The 17,980-nt window shown below is 71.5% G+C and carries 14 protein-coding genes; 6 read left to right on the top strand and 8 right to left on the bottom strand.

All coding sequences use genetic code 11. The annotated features are described in order from the left end of the window. Positions 1 to 74 precede the first annotated feature (74 nt). Together ACZ4VK_RS19770 and ACZ4VK_RS19765 are read right to left on the bottom strand one after the other, a co-directional pair. Positions 75 to 1,799, bottom strand: coding sequence for an acyl-CoA dehydrogenase family protein (locus tag ACZ4VK_RS19770; RefSeq protein ID WP_468353649.1), 1,725 nt, complete (start codon positions 1,797 to 1,799; stop codon positions 75 to 77). A 50-nt stretch (positions 1,800 to 1,849) separates the two neighbouring features. Beyond that, positions 1,850 to 2,407 carry a PadR family transcriptional regulator gene (locus ACZ4VK_RS19765; protein ID WP_468353648.1) on the bottom strand — a complete coding sequence of 186 codons (558 nt, stop codon included), beginning with the start codon at positions 2,405 to 2,407 and terminating at the stop codon, positions 1,850 to 1,852. Positions 2,408 to 2,612: 205 nt separating this feature from the next. Between ACZ4VK_RS19765 and ACZ4VK_RS19760 the strand changes: the two genes are divergently transcribed. Both ACZ4VK_RS19760 and ACZ4VK_RS19755 read left to right on the top strand, forming a co-directional pair. Then, positions 2,613 to 3,074 carry a cupin domain-containing protein gene (locus ACZ4VK_RS19760; RefSeq protein ID WP_468353647.1) on the top strand — a complete coding sequence of 154 codons (462 nt, stop codon included), beginning with the start codon at positions 2,613 to 2,615 and terminating at the stop codon, positions 3,072 to 3,074. Positions 3,075 to 3,197: 123 nt separating this feature from the next. After that, the gene (locus ACZ4VK_RS19755) at positions 3,198 to 4,889 is read left to right on the top strand and encodes a CAP domain-containing protein (protein ID WP_468353646.1); all 1,692 of its coding nucleotides are present in this window, start codon (positions 3,198 to 3,200) and stop codon (positions 4,887 to 4,889) included. Positions 4,890 to 4,929: 40 nt separating this feature from the next. Here ACZ4VK_RS19755 and ACZ4VK_RS19750 read toward each other — a convergent pair whose 3' ends face one another. The 4 genes from ACZ4VK_RS19750 to ACZ4VK_RS19735 all read right to left on the bottom strand — a co-directional run bounded on the left by ACZ4VK_RS19750 (position 4,930) and on the right by ACZ4VK_RS19735 (position 11,077). Then, the gene (locus ACZ4VK_RS19750; RefSeq protein WP_468353645.1) at positions 4,930 to 6,336 is read right to left on the bottom strand and encodes a DUF5685 family protein; all 1,407 of its coding nucleotides are present in this window, start codon (positions 6,334 to 6,336) and stop codon (positions 4,930 to 4,932) included. A 145-nt stretch (positions 6,337 to 6,481) separates the two neighbouring features. Then, a complete protein-coding gene (locus ACZ4VK_RS19745; protein WP_468353672.1) occupies positions 6,482 to 7,210 on the bottom strand; it encodes a pyridoxamine 5'-phosphate oxidase family protein in 729 nt (242 codons plus the stop codon). Between the two features lie 92 nt (positions 7,211 to 7,302). Next, positions 7,303 to 8,847 carry a globin domain-containing protein gene (locus tag ACZ4VK_RS19740; protein WP_468353644.1) on the bottom strand — a complete coding sequence of 515 codons (1,545 nt, stop codon included), beginning with the start codon at positions 8,845 to 8,847 and terminating at the stop codon, positions 7,303 to 7,305. 400 nt (positions 8,848 to 9,247) lie between these two features. After that, positions 9,248 to 11,077 carry a rhamnogalacturonan lyase gene (locus ACZ4VK_RS19735; protein WP_468353671.1) on the bottom strand — a complete coding sequence of 610 codons (1,830 nt, stop codon included), beginning with the start codon at positions 11,075 to 11,077 and terminating at the stop codon, positions 9,248 to 9,250. Positions 11,078 to 11,574: 497 nt separating this feature from the next. On the opposite strand from ACZ4VK_RS19735, the gene ACZ4VK_RS19730 reads away from it, so the two are divergent. The 4 genes from ACZ4VK_RS19730 (at position 11,575) to ACZ4VK_RS19715 (ending at position 14,884) form a co-directional block, all read left to right on the top strand. Continuing rightward, positions 11,575 to 11,697: a hypothetical protein gene (locus tag ACZ4VK_RS19730; RefSeq protein ID WP_468353643.1), complete on the top strand. Its 123-nt coding sequence runs from the start codon at positions 11,575 to 11,577 to the stop codon at positions 11,695 to 11,697. A 146-nt stretch (positions 11,698 to 11,843) separates the two neighbouring features. After that, positions 11,844 to 12,707: a GDSL-type esterase/lipase family protein gene (locus ACZ4VK_RS19725; protein WP_468353642.1), complete on the top strand. Its 864-nt coding sequence runs from the start codon at positions 11,844 to 11,846 to the stop codon at positions 12,705 to 12,707. A 50-nt stretch (positions 12,708 to 12,757) separates the two neighbouring features. Beyond that, positions 12,758 to 13,807, top strand: a complete 1,050-nt coding sequence (locus ACZ4VK_RS19720) for a dienelactone hydrolase family protein (RefSeq protein WP_468353641.1) — start codon at positions 12,758 to 12,760, stop codon at positions 13,805 to 13,807. 132 nt (positions 13,808 to 13,939) lie between these two features. After that, on the top strand, positions 13,940 to 14,884 hold the full coding sequence (locus tag ACZ4VK_RS19715; protein WP_468353670.1) for an arabinan endo-1,5-alpha-L-arabinosidase: 945 nt from the start codon (positions 13,940 to 13,942) through the stop codon (positions 14,882 to 14,884). A 39-nt stretch (positions 14,885 to 14,923) separates the two neighbouring features. Here the strand turns inward: ACZ4VK_RS19715 and ACZ4VK_RS19710 are convergent, their stop codons facing one another. Beyond that, positions 14,924 to 15,217, bottom strand: a complete 294-nt coding sequence (locus tag ACZ4VK_RS19710) for a putative quinol monooxygenase (protein WP_468353640.1) — start codon at positions 15,215 to 15,217, stop codon at positions 14,924 to 14,926. Between the two features lie 114 nt (positions 15,218 to 15,331). Beyond that, complete coding sequence (locus tag ACZ4VK_RS19705; RefSeq protein ID WP_468353639.1) at positions 15,332 to 17,887, bottom strand: GH32 C-terminal domain-containing protein; 2,556 nt, start codon at positions 17,885 to 17,887, stop codon at positions 15,332 to 15,334. Between the last annotated feature and the right edge of the window lie 93 nt (positions 17,888 to 17,980).

The raw sequence follows: 17,980 nt of genomic DNA, 5'->3' as shown, positions 1-17,980 counted from the left end.
CCACGTGAGAGGGACTCCGATCCACCCTCCCCCGACGGGGGAACCGCGCGCCGCGGTTCGGTCCACGCCGAAGGTCAGGGCGCCATCTCGTACGTGCCCGAGAGGGCCTCGACGCGCTGCCACACGCGCCCCGAACGCGCCTCGTCGACGACGGGACGACGGACCGCGCCGAGCGCCCAGAGCTGCTGCTGCTCGGTCGCGGAGTCCTTGCCGTGCAGCTCGACGGCGTGCGCGGAGAAGTCGCGGACGAGGACGGCGAACAGCTCGTCGAGGACGTCCTCGTCGAGGCCGGTCAGGGCGGCCTGCTCCAGGACCAGCTGCCCGTGGACGACGAGCGCGAAGAGCTGGCCGACGGCGAGGAGGAGATCGAGGTCGCGGCTCTGCTCCTCGTCCGGAGCGGCCTTGAGGACGAACTCGCAGAGCGCGTCGGCCTGTTCGCGGAAGCAAGCGACGTTGGACAGGTGGGCGTACGTGTCGTAGGCCGGGCGCCAGTCGTGGAAGCGGACGGAGCCGAGACCGCGGGCCGGGCCCTGGCGGAAGAGGAACGCGTCGTCGGCCGCGTCCAGGCGCGTCGGGACGGGCTCGTACGCGACCGGGTCGAGGAGGTGGTTGCGCATGAACTTCAGGATCAGCGCCAGGTTGACGTGGACCGTGCCCTCCAGCTTCGGCAGGCCGCGGATCTCGACGGCCGCCTCGGCGAAGTAGTTGTCCTTCTCGAAGCCCTTGGCGGCGATGACGTCCCACATCAGGTCGATGACCTTCTCGCCCTCCGTGGTCACCTTCATCTTCGTCATCGGGTTGAAGAGGAGGTAACGGCGGTCGTCGGGTCCCGCGGTGCGGAAGTAGTCGACGGCGCGGTCGCTGAACAGCTTCATGCCGACGAGCCGGACGTACGCGTCGGTCAGCTCGCGCCGCACGTGCGGGAAGGCGGTGACGGGACGGCCGTACAGGATGCGGTTCTGCGCGTGGGTGACGGCCTCGTACATCGCGTGCTCGCAGATGCCGATCGAGGCGGTGCAGAGGTTGAACTTGCCCACGTTGACGGTGTTGAGGGCGGCGTCGAAGGCGGCGCGGCCGGTGTGCAGGACGTCCTCGGCGGCGACCGGGTACTCCTCCAGGCGGAACTCGCTGACGTACTTGGAGGAGTCGACGACGTTCTTGACGAGGTGGTACGCCGGGTGGCGGCTGTCGACGGCGAAGAAGACGTAGCCGTCGGGGCCCTCGACGTCGGTGCGGCGGCCGAAGACGGAGACGAGCCCGGCCGCGTTGCCGTTGCCGATGTAGTACTTGGAGCCGGTGGCGCGGAAGCCGCCCTCGCCGTCGGGCTCCAGGAGCATGTCGGTGGAGTAGATGTCGGCGCCGTGGGACTTCTCGGAGAGGCCGAAGGCGAACACCTCGCCCTGGGAGAGGAGTTCGGCGGCGCGGGCACGGGCGGCGGCGTTGTCGCTCTGCCAGACCGGGCCGAGGCCGAGGATCGTGACCTGCCAGGCATACCAGTAGTCGAGGCCGTAGAAGCCGAGGATCTCGTTGAGGGCGGCGATGCGGGCGGTGTCCCAGCGCTTGTCGCCCTGGTCCTCGCCGGCGGCGGAGGCGGGCGTCAGGAAGGTCGCGAAGAGGCCCTCCTCGGCGGCGAAGGCGAGGAAGTCACCGAGCCAGGCGCGGGTCCGGTAGTCCTCGATGATCCGGCGCTTGCCGCGCGCCTCGAACCAGTCGACGGTGGCGCGAAGGAGCCGGCGGGTCTCCGGGTCGAAGTGCGCCGGGTCGTAGGTGTGCGGGTTGAACAGCAGCGGGTCGGCCATGACGTCCGCCTTTCCGGCTCGGGATGAGGGTGATGGTGCGGGAGGAGTTTTCAGCGCTCGGCCTGGAACCGGCCGAGGGTGGCGAGCACGTCGTCGAGCCAGGCGAGCATCATCCGCTCGTACGCGATGCCGCCGCGCAGCACGGCGTGCTGGAGCTCGCGCTCGGCATCCAGCGGCGACTGCGGGGCGGGCTCTCCGAAGTCGCGGGCCTCGCCCGCGAGGTAGCGGGCGAGCCGGTCCGTGTGCGCCTGCCGGTGCCGCTCGACCTCGCTGATCAGGGCGGCCGGGTCGTCGAAGGCGGCACCCCTGATCTTCACGGCGAGGTCGTGCCGCACGCTCTCGGGCTCGATCGGCTCGTGCAGCCACGCGGAGAGCGCGTCCCGCCCCGCGGCGGCGACGGAGTACTCCTTCTTGTCCGGGCGCCCCTGCTGCGGCACGTCCCGGACGTCGACCCAGCCGTCGCTCTCCATGCGCTTGAGCACGCGGTAGATCTGCTGGTGGGTGGCGGTCCAGAAGTACCCGATGGACCGCTCGAAGCGTCGGGCCAGCTCGTATCCGGACCCGGGCTTCTCGAGCAGGGAGACAAGGATCGCGTGGTCGAGCGCCATGCGCCCGATCCTGCTATGCACCTCGTTGCATAGCAAGCCCGCCCCGGTGAGACGCGGCTCACCCCCGCGAGCCGGCTCCCGGCGGGCTGTGACTCCCGGCCTGACGTCTCGCGCGACCTTGCCGAAACGGCAAGAACAATTGCTCGCCCCCGTCGGCGAGTTGCAGCCTGGTCCGGTCAAGACAGCCGCACCGAGAGGCAGCCCCATGACCACCCATGAAGGCGCCGGGCCCGTACGGGACTCCGGTGACCGCGCGCCGGTCAACAACCGCGTCCACCACGTCCGCTCCGACCGGCTGGACGGTTTCGGCGCCATCAGCGGAGGCACCGTCGGCTCGAAGCGGCTCTGGATGGGCCGGGTGGAGAACCCCCCGCTGAGCTCGACGGACAACCACCACCACGGCGATTCCGAGGCCGGGATCTACGTGGTCAGCGGACACCCCGTGTTCGTCTACCACGACGGCACCCAGGAGGTACGGCTCCCCGCCGGGCCCGGAGACTTCTTCCTCGTCCCGCCGTTCGTCCCGCACCGGGAGGAGAACCCCGACCCGCACGAACCCGCGGTCGTGGTCATCGCCCGCACCACCCAGGAACCGATCAAGGTCTCCGTACCCGAGCTGTACCGGCTCGAAGAGACCGACACGCAGCGGGGCCGGTCGACGCCGTAGCCCCGCCCCGCGCCTGTGACCCATGTCACGCCTTCCGTCCTCCCCTTTCCGTTGTCGCCGTCCCTGGCGGAGGCTCTCCCCTGTGCAAGGGACTCCACAAGAGGCAAGTGAAGGACGGACGGCGTGCAGCGGACCACGGGTTTTGAGCAGCTGACGGATACCGAGCTGATACGGGCGGCGCAGTACGGCGCCGCCTGGGCGCGCGAGCGCCTCGTCGCCGACTGCCGGCCGCTCGTCCACGCCCTCGCGGCCCACGCCCTGGAAGGGCGGCCCGGCGCCGATGCGGCCGTGCACGCCGTCGTACGGGACACCGTGAGCCGCGTCGAGTTCACGCTGGGGACCCTCCCCTCCCCGGAGGCGTTCCGCCCCTGGCTCGTCGCGGTCACGGTGCAGAGCACCCTGACCCATGCGGCGGCCGTCCACGGTCACCCGGCCCAGCCCTCCGCCCCGGGTACGGGCTTCACCGAGGCCCTGCGCTGGCTGGACGTCGAGGACGCCGTCCTCGCGGCCCTGTGGTCGCTGGAGGAGGAGGGGCACCTCAGCCGGTACGAGACGGCCGCCGCGCTGAACTGGTCGCCGGACGACACCGCGATACGGATGGAGACGGTACGCATACGCCTGGCCGAGGCCCGGTCCGTGACCACCGCCCTCGCCCGCGAACCCCGCTGCCCCGCCCTTGACCGGCAGGCCGCCGGCTGGGACGGCCGCCCGAGCGCCCCCTGGCGCGAGCAGCTGGCCCGGCACACCACCCCCTGCGCCCACTGCGCCACCGGAATCGGCGCGGCCGTACCCGTCGGCACGGCCGTACCCGTCGGCACGCCCGCGGCGGCTGCCTTCGACGGCGTCGACCCGGCCGAGACCTACCTTCTGCTCCCCCGCGTCCCCGATGCGTCCGCCCTGGGGGAACGCGATGCCGCCGCCGGTGCGGCGGCCGGGCGGCACAGCACCCGCGCGGCCCGCAGGAAGCGCCGCCAGGCCGACGAGCGCACGCGCCGCCGCGCCGCTGTCGCGGCCTGGATCGCCGTCGTCGCGGTGACCGGAGGGGCCTTCTCCCTGTACTCCGGGCGGGACGGGAAGGGGGACCTCATGGAGGTGAACCGGGCCGCCGCTCCCGGGCTCGACCTACCCCTGTCGAACGAGCCGGGCACGCTGACCGCCTCCCCGTCCACGACCTCCGCTTCACCCTCCGCCTCGGCCCCGGTTTCCGCCTCCGCTTCCGCCTCGGCCTCCGCGTCCGTGACGCCGAGCGCCTCCAGGCCGGCCACGTCCACGCCCACCAGGAACCCCCGGCCCACCACCACGGCGCCCGCGCCGCAGCGCCCCACCACCCCTGCCGGCGGCTCCGACGCCACGACGTCCGCGCCGCCGAGGACCTCCGCCCCGACGAGCGGTACGGACACGGGCCCGGGGGGCGGTCCGCAGCAGGACAGCGGTCAGACCTCGGCGGCGGACCAGGTGATCGCCCTGGTCAACGAGGAGCGCGCACAGGCCGGTTGCGGTCCCCTCAGCGCCAACGCCACCCTGACGAGAGCGGCCCAGGGCCACTCCGACGACATGGCCGCCCGGGACTTCTTCGACCACACCAACCCCGACGGCGACGGGCCGGGCGAGCGCGTCACGGCCGCGGGCTACCCCTGGTCGACGTACGGCGAGAACATCGCGAAGGGACAGAGCACCCCGGAGCAGGTCATGGAGGCCTGGATGAACAGCCCCGGCCACCGCGCGAACATCCTCAACTGCGACTTCAAGGAGATCGGCATCGGCATCCACACCGCCGGCGGCCCGTACTGGACCCAGGTCTTCGGCGCACGCTGAGCCCGCGCGGGGACGCGCGCCGCCGCGCGTCCCCGTTTCGTCAGTCGCAGCAGTCGCAGCAGCACTTGCACGGATTGCAGCAGCCACCGCCGCCGCCACAGCCGTCACCCGAACCACCGCCGGAACCCCCGGAGCTGCCGGAGCCGCCGGACCCGTGGCCGCCGCCGGAACCACCGAAGGAACCGCCACCCGAGCCGCCGCCCGAACCTCCGGATGAGCCACCCGAGGAACCGCCCGAGTGGCCGCCGCCGTACCAGCCGTCCCCTCCGGAGCCGCCCCGGTCCGAACCGCCGCCGGAGTAGCCTTCGCCGAACTCCGCGGGCTCGCCCTCGTCGTCGGCGCAGCGGCAGCAGGTGGAGCACAGCCTGCACTCGCCGCACAACCGGCGCCACTCACGACACCGTCGGCACTGCCCGTCCGCCGACCGGTTCGCAGCGGACGGCGCGCCCTCCGGGGCCGTACCCGCGAGCGCCCCGACGCCGCAGGCCGCGCCCGTGTCGACCTCCGCGGGCGCCTCCGTCGTCGTACGGCGGCCCAGCCAGGGCAGCATGCGCGGGCCCCGTGCCTGGGGGCGGTGCTGATGGTGGCGGTGCCGGGGGTCGAAGGCCCGGTCGACGGCGCGCTCCAGCTCGCCGCTCAGAAGTGCCCCCACCAGCCGTCCGTCGACGAAGTCGGCGTCGGACAGGGCAAGGCGGATCCCGTGGACGGCGTCGTCGCAGAGCCGGCGCACCTCGGCGCGGTCCGCGCCGGTCACGGCGATCGGGTTCCACGCGCCGGCCGCCGCGTCCGCGTCCAGGTCCTCCACCGCGTCGAGGAGATGGGCCAGCCTGCCGAACAGCCTGCCCGCCTCCGTCAGCGGTTCGACGTTGCCCGGCCGGTCGGTGAGCACCGCGGTGTACGCGAAGGCGGCGGCGGTCGCCGTCTCCGTGGGCTCCGTGACCGTGAGCAGTGAGCCACCGGGGCCGGTCGACCGCTCCACCTCCGACTGGCGTTCGACCGCCCTGAGCAGCACGGCGGTGTCGAAGCCGAGCCGTTCGCCGCCCGCCGCGCCCGCACGGTCCCAGCCGCGGGCGATCCTGCGGGCCGCCGGCGTCAGGGGGCGGCGCCCCAAGAGACCGTCGCCGTCGGCCACATGGTCACGTATCTTCGCCGCGGCGAGCACCAGCGACACCGTCGCCGCGAGCCGCGCGCCCTCGCCCTGTGCCACGTCCGCCGACCGCATCCCGCGCAGCGGGCACGGGCCGGCGCCCCGGCGCCAATCGCCGGTGCGCTCCGACTGCGCTTCGGTGAGCACCGAGACGATCAGACCGTCGTAGTTGGTGGCCACCCTCGCGAACTGCCCGTACTCGCTGCGCAAGGCCAGGCACAGCCCGCACAGATGCGCCATCCACTCGGTACGCAGCCCCTCGCCGAGACGATGGCGGCATGGCCTGATGATTCCGAACACCGAAGTTCTCCCCCGTAGAAACCGCACGACTGCGCGTGACGTCCATCGGATAACCGCATGTGACGTCGACGCGCGGCCGACATCCTAGAGGGTCTGTCCGACGGCTCACGGGGGGCCCGTCACCGCACAGATGTGCTCGTGCCCGTCATCGGACGGACGTGCTCCTGCTGAACCAGCCGCTGAACATCCCCGCCCCGGCCACGGCATCCCCGTCGGCTCCGGCCGCGGGCCGCTCGGCCCTCGCCAGCAGCTTCCGGGCCTCCTCACGCCAGGTCGCCGCGTCCGCGCGGGGCGGCGGCAGGAACGGGCCCCGCTGCGGCGCTTCCGTAGCGGCCCCGAAGAAGTCGCCGCCCTTCCGCTTGAAGTCGTCCGTGCCCCACTGGCGCCCGGAGCCGTGCCGGGGCACCTTCTGGAAGTGGGGGATGTGCTTGGCGCAGTGGATGTATGCCTCTTCGACGGCGACCTCCACCCACACCAGGGCCCGGCGACCGGGCACCGGGTCGACCGCGAGCCCGGGGTGGGCGCGGCGCATCTCGTCGTCGGCCACGACCCTGGCCCGGCCGTTGACGTGCAGTCCGATGCGGTCGCGGAGGAAGTCGACCATGAGGATGCCGACGTGCGGGTTCTCCTCGATGTTGCCGAGGCTGGCGTGGACGCCGTTGCCCCGGTACTCGGGATAGGCGAGCGTCAGGTCGTCGAGAACGTGGAGGAAGCCGGGCGGGCCGGCGCGGAAGGTGTTGTCGCACTCGCCGTGCCGGTCGGCGGTGGCCAGGAAGAACATCTCCTGCCGTGCGACGAACTCCCGCATCCGCGGGTTCAGCCGGTCGAGGACCTGGTCCCCGTAGAAGCGGTCGGCGCGCTCGGCGGTGCCCATCCGCTGCTGCACCTGGTGTTCGCCGTCGCTGCCCGGGCGGTGGGTGCGCAGGGGGGTCTCCCGCAGCTGACCGGTTGCCTGCTCGAAAGTGCTCACGTCGTTGCCCCGACCAGTTCTTCGATGGAGTCGTGTCGAATGCGGTGGGTGGGAATGCCCATGTCCACCAGGGAGTCGACGCTGCGGCGGATCATTCCGGCCGGACCCGACAGGTACGCGTCGTAGGTGTGCCAGGGGCCGAACTCGCGCACGACCTCCGGGATGCCGCCGGACAGCAGGCCGACGGGACCGTCGTCCACGACCGGGCGGACGGAGAGCCAGGGGTGCGCCTGCTGGAGCCGCAGCATGGTGTCGATGTCGTACAGGTCGTTGTTCCGGCGGGCGCCGTAGAACACGTCGACGGTGCGGCGCCTGCCGTGCCGGGCCACGTCTTCCACCAGGGCCTTGATGGGCGCGATGCCGGTGCCGCCGCCGAGACAGAGCAGCCCGTTGTCGGTGGTGTGGTCCACCGTCATGGAGCCGGCGGGGGGACCGAGCCGGATGACGTCCCCGGGACGGGCGTGGTGGACGAGCGCGTTGGAGACCCATCCCGCCGGTACGGCCTTGACGTGGAAGGAGAGCAGTCCGTCGGAGCGGGGCGCGGAGGCGAACGAGTAGTGCCGCCAGACGCGCGGCCACCAGGGGGTCTCCAGGGCGGTGTACTGCCCGGCGAGGAAGGGGTACGGCTGGTCGGGCCGGACCGTGACGACCGCGATGTCCCGCGTACGCATGTCATGGGCGACGACCTCCGCCTGCCACCAGGCAGGCGCACGCAGCTCGTCCTCGGTCGCCGCGTCGATCATGATCTGGGAGATCGTGGTGTACGCGCCGACCCACGCGGCCTCGGTCCTCGGCCCCCAGGTCGACGGGGCATAACGGGTGAGGGCGCCGATCAGCGCCTCTCCGACGGCCGGATAGTGCTCGGGGAGCGTGCCGTACTTCCTGTGACCACGCCCGAGGTGGGTCAGGTACGTGGTGAGGGTGACGGCGTCCTCGGCGTGGGTCGCGGCAGTGAGCAGCGCCTTGAAGAGACGGTCGCGCTGGGTGTCCATCGCCACGGGGAAGAGCGCCCGAAGGTCGGGGTGGCGCATGAAGAGCAGGGCGTAGAAGTACGAGGTCACCTTGTCGGCGATGGGCTCGATCTCGGCCATGGTGCGCCGGAGGAGCGCCGCGTCGGACATGTCCTCGGGCGCCGCCTGAACGGTGGGAGCGGGACGGGGACCGGGGCCGGGGCCGTGACCAGGACCGTGACCGGGGCCAGGACCGGGACGGTGACCGGGACCGGGACCCTGAGTAGGACCGGGGCCGTGACCCTGACCCTGAGCAGGACCGGGGCCGTGACCCTGACCCTGAGCAGGACTGTGACCGGGACCAGGGCCTTGTCCCTGACCCTGACCCTGAGCAGGACCCCGACCGTGGCCAGGACCAGGACCAGGTCCGTGCACCGGGCGTCCCGCCCCCTGTTCGGGGACTCGGCCTTCCGGGCGTGTCGGCTGTCGCTCCTGGGTCGCCTGCCTGGGGCTCTGCCCGAACCAGGCACCGCCCCCGGCCGCACCGCCGGATCTGCCGCCGCCGGCCGACGGGTCCGTCGGAACTTCCATCGGTCTGCCTCGCCTCGAACGTCTTCGGTCGGTCTTCGCGCGCGGGGTCCCGCGTGTGCCCCGTTCTCCCTCTCCCCAGCGGAATTTCCGCCGCGTCACCCCTGCCCCCGCGAAACCGAGGCATACGTCGCCCACATGGAGGGGCGTTCACCCGGACGAGTGAATGGGCCCGACCCTACCTCGCAGGCACAGCGCCCGGCCTGACGCCGTTTCTGCGCCTGCGAGACCATGAAACTGCTGGTCAGGCGATGGTTACCGACTGGTTGGAACAACAGGGGAAGCGGTTCACCCCCGGCTCCAGGGGGAATTCACCGACCGAAAACTCACGGAGTGATCAAAAGTCCTCCACATCCTTTACACGGAGTTCGCCCACCTGCCCCTGACGGGCCACTCCGGCCGGTCAGGGGGTGTAGACGGTGGGGCGGGTCGGTGTGGGCATGCCGGAGCCGATGAAGAAGCTGGGGTGCGGGGGCTGGTTGTAGGCGGTGTTCTGCCAGGCGAGGGCCGTGCGGTACTGCGTGTCGTGGAGCAGGGTGGTGATCCTCGTGCCGGTCGTGTGGGGGGTCGAGTAGATGCGGAGGGCGCGGTTGTCGCTGGTGCGCCAGACGACCTCCTCGCGCCAGTCGCCGAGGATGTCCCCTGACAGCGCGGGCGTGGCCTTGGTGGTGTTGTTGGAGGAGACGCCGGAGCCGGTGAGCAGGCGCGTGTCGCCGGAGGTGCCGTACTTGTCGATGCGGGTGCCGTCGAGGAGTTCGCGGACGGTGTCGCCGTCCCACCAGGAGAGGAAGTTGACGCTGGAGGGTTCCCGGCCGAGGGAGGCGCCGCTCGTCGAGCGCAGGGTGGTGTCGGAGGCCGACCACGCCTCGGCGCCCGGGCTGCCGGCGTGGATGTCGGCGGCGACGCCCCGGCCGTTGTCGGCGCCGGAGGCCGTCTGCCACAGGATCTGGCCGGTGCGCGCGTCGGCCATCCAGGAGCCGGGCTTGCTCTTGTCCTCGGAGACCTTGAAGTACTCGAGGCCCGGCCGGGACGGGTTGAGGTCGCCGACGTGGCCTGCGTCGCCGTGGCCGAGCCGGGTCGTCCAGAGTCCGGCGCCGTTGTCGTCGACGGTCATCGCGCCGTAGACGATCTCGTCCTTGCCGTCGGCGTCGACGTCGGCGATCGAGAGGCTGTGGTTGCCCTGCCCGTCGTACCCCTTGCCCGTGTTGGTGGAGGAGTTGGTGTCGAAGGTCCAGCGGCGTGTGAACTGGCCGTTCCGCCAGTCCCAGGCGGCGATGACGCTGCGGGTGTAGTAGCCGCGGGCCATGATCAGGGACGGACGGACGCCGTCCAGGTAGGCGGCGCCGGCGAGGAAGCGATCGACGCGGTTGCCGTAGGAGTCGCCCCAGGAGGAGACCGTGCCGCGGGCGGGGACGTAGTCGACGGTGCCCATCGCCTTGCCGGTCTGGCCGTTGAACATGGTCAGGAACTCGGGGCCGGCGAGGACGTATCCGCTGGAGTTGCGGTGGTCGGCCGAGGAGCTGCCGATGACCGCTCCGGTGCCGTCCCGGGTGCCGTCGGCCGTCTTCATGGCGACCTCGGCGCGGCCGTCGCCGTCGTAGTCGTACACCTGGAACTGCGTGTAGTGCGCGCCCGAGCGGATGTTGCGGCCCAGGTCGATCCGCCACAGCCGGGTGCCGTCGAGCTTGATGCCGTCGACGATCGTGTTGCCGGTGTAGCCGGACTGCGAGTTGTCCTTGGCGTTGGTCGGCTGCCATTTCAGGATCAGTTCGAGCCGGCCGTCGCCGTCGAGGTCGCCGGTACTGGCGTCGTTGGCCTCGTAGGTGTACGCGACGCCGTCCGGGGTCGTGCCGCCCGCGGGCGGCGCTATCGGCACGTCCAGGTATCCGGGGCGGAACTGGAGCGCGTGCTCGGACGAGGGCTGCTCGGTGCCGTTCACCACCGCGCGGACCGTGTAGTCGGCCGAGTCGGGGGCGCCGGTGTCGAAGTAGTTCGTCGACGTGGTGAGCGGCGAGGAGTTGAGCTTCACGGTGCCCCGGTAGACGTTGAACGCCACGTCGTTCGGGTCGGTGGCGAGCCACCGCCACGACACCAGGTTCCCGCCGGCGGTGTGGGTGCTGATCAGCCCCCGGTCGAGCCTCTCCACCTGCCGGGCGGTGGCCGCGTGCGCGGTCTGGGGCAGTCCGGCGAGCGCGGACACGGCAAGCGCGGCGGCGGTGAGGCCGCGCGTCAGCCTGCTCCTCGACCGGCTCCCCGCTCTGCGGAAGGACGGAGCCGCACGGTGGCTCCGGTGTGCGTCGGTCACGGTGACCTCCGGTGTATGTGGTGCGCGAACGCGGTCGCCCGCAGGAGATGAGGGGCGCACGGGGGGCGTGGGAACGCTCCCACGGCTGCGAGCGTAGGAACCCGCTGACGCCCGGTCAAGAACCTTGTCGCATCCTGGTGTTCGCCGATGTTTGAATGCGTGACTTTTTCCTGCACGCCGATTGACACCGTGGGAGCGTGGCCGTGAAACTGCGTGACGCCCCTCCCGGACCCCTGAGAACGATCCCAGCCGCCTGACCGACGACCTGGAGCCGGAGGGGCGGTCCCCCGTCACATGCGGGCACCCTCTCCCCCGCGTGAGGGCTGCTCAGTCATGCCTCGCCTTGTGCACGTTCACAGCATTCGACCCCGTGGAGAGCGCCCGCGACGCGTTCACGTGGTGCCGCCGGCCGAAGAAGGAGCAGCATGCCCCCCACCTCATCCGGCTCCGGACCCCTCAGCGGCGGAACCCTCCTCAGAGCGGGTACCGCCACCGCCGCGGCCACCCGGCAGCCCACCACCCTCATGAACGGCTTCACGCAGGCCTGAGCGAGCGCCAGGCCGTCGAGACCCCCACGCTCCCATCCGGGCAAAGGACGGACTCAAGCTTGTCACGTGCATGACATTCACACACCCCTCGCCACCCACCTGCGCTGACCGACGCACGGCAGCGCCCCTCCCCGGGAGCGAACCCGATGACGAAACTCCGGATCCTCCTCACCACGGCCCTGGTCATCGCCTTGTCGACGCTCGGCGTCCGCGCCGCCACGGCGGCCGAGCGGCCTTCCCCCCACTGCGCCGGTGCCTCGACCGCCGCGACGCCGGCCGTGCCGGCCGCGGCGACACCGGTCACCGTCTGGCTGGCCGGTGACTCCACCATGGCCAACCCCGGCGCGGTCTGCCCGGTCGGCTGGGGCAGCCAGTTCGACGCCCTCTTCGACGGCGACGTGACCGTCAGGAACCAGGCCGTCGGCGGACGCAGCATCCAGACCTGGCTGTACGAGTCGGCCGTCAGCGGCACCATGGGCGCCGACGGCGAATGCCGCCTCACCTCCGGCACGTACTCGGCACGCTGGCAGGCGATGCTGAACGCCACCACCGGGATGAAGGCCGGCGACTACCTCTTCATCCAGTTCGGCATCAACGACTCCTCCCCCACCTGCCCCCGGCACGTCGGCCCCGCCCGCTACCAGCAGCTGATGACCACGATGGTGCGGGCCGCCCAGGCCAGGGGCGCGCACCCGGTCCTGCTCACGCCGGTCGCCGCGATCACCTGCTCCGGCGGCACCGCGACCAGGAACCGCGGCTTCGTCACCGAGACGTACGCCACCGGAACCGCCACGGGCGCGCCGGTCATCGACCTCCAGACGCTGAGCGTGTCGCTCTACAACAGCCTGCGGTTCTGCCCGCACAACGGCGACTTCGGCTCGGGCCCCGTCGGCGCCTTCTTCTGCGCCGACCGCACGCACTTCGACACCTACGGCGCCCAGCGCATCGCCGGGCTCGTCGCCGGTGACGTACGCCGGCAGAACCTTCCGCTCGCCGCGCACCTCAGGTAGCGGAGCCGTACGGCGCGACCCGCGCACACGACGAGGACAGGAGGAACCCCATGGCCATGCTCCCGAACCTGATCCCGCTACCGGTGGCGAAGCTGAGAGCAGTCGTCGCGGCGGCCGTGATCGGCCTGATCGCCACGCTGTTCTCGGCACAGCCCGCCTCGGCGGCGGACAGCCCGTACCAGCGGGGACCGGACCCGACGGTGAGCAGCGTCGCCGCGCCGAGGGGGACGTTCGCGACGGCGGAGATCAGTGTGCCGCCAGGAAGCGGCTTCAACGGCGGAAGGATCTACTACCCGACGGACACCAGCCAGGGCAGGTGGGCCGCGGTCGCGGCCGTGCCCGGCTACACCGCCCGGTGGGACGCCGAGGGGGCCTGGATGGGGCCCTGGCTCGCCTCCTTCGGGTTCGTCGTCATCGGCATCGACACCCACAGCACCACCGACTTCGACACCGCCCGCGGCACCCAGCTCCTGGCCGCGCTCGACTACCTCACCCAGCGGAGCCCGGTGCGCGACCGCGTCGACCCGAACCGGCTCGGAGTGATGGGCCACTCCATGGGCGGCGGCGGTGCCATCAGCGCGGCCGAGCGCCGGCCGTCGCTGAAGGCCGCCGTTCCGCTCGCTCCCTTCTCCCCCTCGCAGAACCTCTCCACCCTGCACGTCCCGACCATGATCATGGGCGCGCGCGACGACGGCACCGTCACCCCGTCCTACCTCGACGGCCTCTACGCCGGCATGCCGGGCGGCACCCAGAAGGCCTTCATCGAACTCACCGGCGGCGGCCACGCCTTCCCCACCTGGGGGAACTCCCAGGTGACGCGCCGGGTGATCCCCTGGCTGAAGATCTTCCTCGACAGCGACACCCGCTACACGCAGTTCCTCTGCCCGTCGCTCGCGGACACCAGCGGCATCTCCCGGTCCCGGACCTCCTGCCCGTACGTCCCGCCCGGCGGTACGACCCCGCCGCCGCCCGGCGATCCCGTCGCCGGCGTCGCCTCGGGCCGCTGCCTGGACGTACCGAACGCCTCGGGGACCAACGGCACTCGGGTGCGTCTGTGGGACTGCTCGGGCGGGACGAACCAGCTGTGGACCGTCGGATAGGGCAAGCACGTCGCCCCATCACCGCCGATGGTCCGACCCAACGACGACAAGGAGATCCAGATGACCCTTACCAGGAACGCCCGCCACACCCCTTCCGGAAGGAGGCCGGGCAGTCTGCGCCGCAGGGTCGCCATGGCCCTGCCCCTCTCGGCGCTGCTCGCCCTGGCCCCGTCCGCCGCGTCGGCGTATCCCAACCCCGGGTACGTCACGGGCGCGACCGTCGTCCACGACCCGACGATGATCCGCACCGCGTCCGGCCAGTACCTGCTGTACGCCACCGGTGGCGGCATCAGCAACCGCGCCTCCACCGACCGCACCGCCTTCAGCGGGGGCGCGGACGCCTTCTCCTCGCGGCCGAGCTGGTGGTCGCGCTACTCGTCGGTGCCGGAGGCGTGGGCGCCGGACATCTCGTACCACGGCGGCAAGTACCTGATGTACTACTCGGTCTCGTCCTTCGGTTCGCAGAACTCGGCCATCGGTCTCGCCGGTTCGACGACCGGGCAGCCGGGCAGCTGGACCGACTACGGCGTCGTCTACACGTCGAGCGCGTCCGTCGACTACAACGCCATCGACCCCCATCTGTTCGTCGACGACGACGGGAAGTGGTGGCTGTCCTTCGGCAGCTGGTGGAGCGGGATCAAGATGATCCAGATCAACCCGTCGACCGGCAAACAGCTCACCACGAACACCACGCGCTACTCGCTCGCGTCCCGCCCCACCGGCACGAAGGCGGTCGAGGCCCCGTACATCGTCAAGCGCGACGGCTTCTACTACCTGTTCGCCTCGTACGACGTCTGCTGCGCGGGCACGAACTCGACGTACAAGGTCAAGGTCGGCCGGGCCGCCACCGTCACCGGTCCGTACCGGGACAGGAACGGCGTCGCCCTGATGAACAACGGAGGCACGCCCGTGCTGGAGTCCCACGGCAGCGTCATCGGCCCGGGCGGGCAGTCGATCACGAAGGACGTGGACGGCGACCTGATCGTCTACCACTACTACGACGGGAACTCCGACGGCACTCCGAAGCTCGGCATCAACCGCCTGGACTGGAGCAGCGGATGGCCCGTCGCCCACTGACCCGCCGATGACGGTCCCAGGACAGGCGGGTCCGGCACCTCAGCCGAGCGGGCTCAGGAAGGTGAGCACGGACTCCTTCTCCTCGATCAGCGGCTGGAGCACCGCGTTGAACGGCGGGCCGTAGGGCGCCGCCACATGGGCCTGGAACGCGGCCTCGTCCGCGTACACCTCGAAGATCCAGTACGCGCGGGGCTCGGATTCCCTGGTGTACACCTCGAACGCCAGGTTGCCGGGCTCTTCCCGGACGCGAGCGGCGTAGTCCCGGACGAGTCCGGCGACGCGTTCCTCGCTTCCGGGGAGCACGGTGAACTCGGCCAGCAGCGTCTTCTTCATGTCCTGCCTTCTGTTCTCTCCCGCCGGCGACAGGCGACGCCCGCGTTTCGGAACGGTGCGGAGGTGTCTGCCGGAGACCGGTGACGCACCTCCGCACCGTCAACTGCTAGGGCCCTAGTCGCGGTACGACCGCACCTGCCAGACCTTGGCGCTGTCCAGGCGGGCGGAGCCGCCCTCGGCGAAGAGCCGGATGCCGTCGCTGTCCGGGCTCGGGAAGATCTGGTCCGTGATCACGGCCTCGCCCTCGCCGCCGAACACCTCGACCGAGGACCAGTCGACCAGGATCCGGAGTTCGACCTTGCCGTTCCTGGCCGCCAGCGGCGCGCGCTGGACGCCGGGGAAGTCGCCGTGGAAGTCGACCGCGCCCGAGCGCGTCCGGTCGACGTACAGCTCCCCGGTCTCCTTGTCGTAGCCGATGACGGTCTCCTGGCCTTCACCGGCGCGCACCTTGAACCCGAAGCGCTCGGCGTCGGCGAGGGTGAACGTGGCCCGGATGTCGAGTGCCTTGCCGTCGGCGCGGCCCGCCGCCAGCGGTACGGAGCCTTCCGCGATCCTGACGCCGCGGACGCCGACCGCGGGGCCGTGGAGCGACTCCACGGTGGCGACGGGCTGCTGCGTCAGCCGGATCCGGCCGTTCACCGTGCGCAGCGCCATCTCGCGCGGGATGCTCTGCGCGCTGCGCCAGGGGGAGGTCGGAATGTTGTTGCCGTACTGCCAGTTGTTCATCCAGCCGATCATGCGGCGCTTGCCGTCCGGGGCGTCCTCCCAGGAGACGGCGGCGTAGTAGTCCTTGCCGTGGTCGACCCAGTCGGCCCGCTGGACGGACGAGACGGCCGGCCGGTCGGCGGCGACGAAGTGGTCGGCCAGGACGTGGCCCCAGCCGGCCTTGTTCATGTCGACGAGCTGGACGGTGGCCTGCTTGCCCTGGTGGGCGCGGAGGTCGAAGGAGGCCCAGTCCAGGCTTCCGCTGTCCGCGCCGGTCGCACTCTGGACGACCTTGCCGTCGATGAGGAGATTGACCGCGGTCTCCGTCGAGCGGGGCCGTGCCGGGGTGTCGGAGAGCATGACCTGGTCGAGCAGGATGTGTCCCCAGCCGCCGGTGTTCTCGTCGACGACCTCGATGTGCGCGGTCCGGCCCGCGAGGTCGCCGAGGTCCCAGGAGACCCAGTTGAGCGACTCGGAGTCGGTGCCGGTGGCACTGCGCACCGTCCTGCCGTCGACGACGAGCCGGACGGCGGTGGGGGCGTCGGATCCGGAGGGGTGGTTGCCGCCGCCGACGAGGAGGTTGAGGTGCTTCGCGTCGATGGTGAACGCGGGCGAGGTGAGGGTGCCCGTGGTCGCGTCGCCGCCCAGGAACGTGTTGACCAGGCCGCCGCCCTCGTGTCCCGACACCTCGTGCTGCCCGGGGAGGGTGCCGGGTGCGGGGCCGTCGCCGAAGGCGGTGCCCGTGGCCGTCCAGGAGCCGTAGCCGTCCTGCTCGAAGTCGGCGAGGACCTCTCCCGCGGGCGCGGGGGAATCGCCCGTCACGGAACCGGGCACGTGGGGGTGACGGCCGCCGCCCACCTTGAAGTTGAGGTACGGGCTGGTGACGGTGAAGGGCGGTGAGGTGAGCGTGCCGGTCTCGTGGTCACCGCTGTGGAAACTGTCGACGAGTCCCTTGCCCTCGAAGCCGCTCGTGCCCGACGTGCCGGGCTCGGGCGCGGGGACGGGTCCGTCGCCGAAGGCGGTGCCGGTCGTCCGCCAGGTGCCGTAGTCGGCCCCCTCGAAGTCCTGCACCACCAGGCCGGGCGGGGGCGTGTACGAGCCGTCGCCGTCGGGTTCGAACCGCTTGCCGTCGAAGTCGCCCACGAAGTACTGGGCGGCCGAACCTCCGGCGATGCCACCGGGGTTGATGTTGACGACGAGCACCCACTTGACGCGCTGGGGGTCGCCGTCGACGGGCAGCGGGAAGAGGTCGGGGCACTCCCAGACGCCGCCCACCGCGTTCCGCGGGCCGAAGTCGCTCAGATGCGTCCAGCTCTTGAGGTCCTTGGAGGAGTAGAAGCGGACTTTGTGCTCGGTGGACAGCGACACCGTCATCAGCCAGCTCTTGGTGGGGGCGTACCACTGGACCTTGGGGTCGCGGAACTCCTTCGACCCGATGTCGAGCACGGGGTTTCCGGAGTACTTGGTCCAGGTGCGGCCGCGGTCGGTGCTGTACGCCAGGGACTGGGCCTGCTTGCCGCCGTCCTTGTAGTGGCTGGTGTAGACGGCGACCATCGCGGGGTTCTCCGCGGTCCCGAACCCCGTGGTGTTGGCGTGGTCGACGACGGCGCTGCCGGAGAAGACCATCTCCTCGTCGTCGTGCGGGATGGCGAGGGGGAGCTCCCGCCAGTGCACCAGGTCCTCGCTGACGGCGTGGCCCCAGGACATGTCGCCCCAGGTGTTGCCGTTCGGGTTGTACTGGTAGAAGAGGTGGTATTCGCCCTTGAACCAGACGAGCCCGTTGGGGTCGTTCATCCAGTTCTTCGCCGGGCTGAAGTGGAACTGGGGGCGGTACGTCTCCGTGTACGGCCGGCTGTCCTCGGCCACCGCCTGCGGGGCGACGGCGGTGACGGTGAACGCGCAGGTCGCGGCCGCGGCGGCGACGAGGCGCAGCGGGACACGGCGGCGTGCGGGGAATCGGCTCATGGTTTCTCCTGCACTGGGGGCGGCGGCGTCGTATCCGCGTCCGCTGCGGTGGTACGACACCGGGGGATTCGCAGTGCCGGGCGGTGGGGGCGA

The organism is Streptomyces sp. NPDC028711 (genome assembly GCF_055565415.1).
Note: the sequence above shows the minus strand (reverse complement) of the source record. Positions and strands in the feature narration are given on the sequence as shown.